At 36.6% G+C, this 1,324-nt stretch carries 2 protein-coding genes; both read left to right on the plus strand.

The features are described from left to right. Nucleotides 1–840 (plus strand): EndoU domain-containing protein (locus JF53_RS17845; RefSeq protein ID WP_236686919.1); only part of this gene is annotated, 840 nt, incomplete at its 5' end. Between the two features lie 21 nt (nucleotides 841–861). Beyond that, entirely contained in the window at nucleotides 862–1,110 is a 249-nt protein-coding gene (locus JF53_RS06635) for a MafI family immunity protein (protein ID WP_047982129.1), read from the plus strand. Nucleotides 1,111–1,324 lie beyond the last annotated feature (214 nt).

Here is a 1,324-nt window from a genome sequence, read left to right on the forward strand (position 1 = left end):
GATGAACCATTAACCAGATCGGATTATATGGAATTGTTTAAGAATGAGGAACAGAGTTTGTCGGGGATACGACATCAAAAGACGTACACCGATCCAAGTGGAATGATGTATTACGAATTTTCCGACGGTACCGTACTAAGACAAAACGATTTCTATAAGGGATTACCAGAGAATAGTTTTGTTTCAGAGATACCAATAAGTGCCAAAACGCCTTCTTGGACGATGGAATATTACGGGGGCATAGGCGATGGCGTTCAATCTACTATGGAAGGAATCGAATATGTAGTAAAACATCCGCTCGATACAGCATCACATCTTGGGCGATTACTAAATCCTGTAGATATGGCATATAAGGGTGAAGTGATAACATCAATGTTTCAAGATGCCAAGAGCTATGTGGGTGAGAGTTCAGGAGCTAGAGTAGCAGGAAGAGCTACGATTGAAATAGCAGGTATTCTGATTGGAGCTAAAGGTGTAACTAGTGTGTTGGACAGTGCTTATCCTCCGAGGATTAGTCCTAAGGGTGCTGGTAAAGATGAACTGGTAAATATAGCTAGTGAGCAAAGGACAAAGCATATTCTTTACGGAGATAAAACAGGTGGTGGGCATTTATGGCCTGGAACTGGAGACCCTAAAAAAACACTATTCCCTAAAAGTTGGAATGCAGAAAAGGTTATGCACAATGTATCTGATATAGCTACTGACCCTAAACTAAATTGGAATAAGGGAAGAATTGTTAAAGGTGTACAAAGATATGAGGTTACAGGAATTAGGGATGGAATTAATATAAAGGTAATTACAGATGGAAGAGATATAATTACTGCATTCCCTATTAAATAATTAGTCTAGGAAGTGTATGTTATGGAATTAAGTAATCTTTTAAAAGAAATAGTAAAAAATATCAATAATCTCCCTTTGAAAGATGAAAAAGATATATTAGAGTTTATTGAACACGAAGAGTGGGGTATAGCTTTAGAAACAATTTGCAGTGTCATTGAACAAGAGGATATACCAGTTGATGAAGATATTTTTAGTAAAATTGAAGTAGCTGGATTATACATGGAAATGGACAAATCACTTTGGGAAGAAATAAGTAAACAAATTAGGTAAAGGTGTTTGACTTGTGAGAAACATATTTTTCTAGCTATAACATCATTTTGATGGCGGTTATTTAACCGGGCCGGGGTTGTCAAATAAAGTGTGTAAGTCCTAAAAAATATACTCAAATATATTTGAGAACCCTATCCTTTAATCGGTCATCCATTAATAGCTGGTTCATGGCTAAAGACCAGTTTTGAATATGACCACCTTCCCATTTGTTTTC

The organism is Ornithinibacillus contaminans (assembly GCF_001038425.2).
Taxonomy (GTDB): Bacteria; Bacillota; Bacilli; order Bacillales; family Amphibacillaceae; genus Ornithinibacillus; species Ornithinibacillus contaminans.

Coding starts and splice junctions, on each gene's coding strand:
- JF53_RS06635 (WP_047982129.1), top strand. CDS start 862: ATGGAATTAAGTAATCTTTTAAAAGAAATAGTAAAAAATATCAATAAT.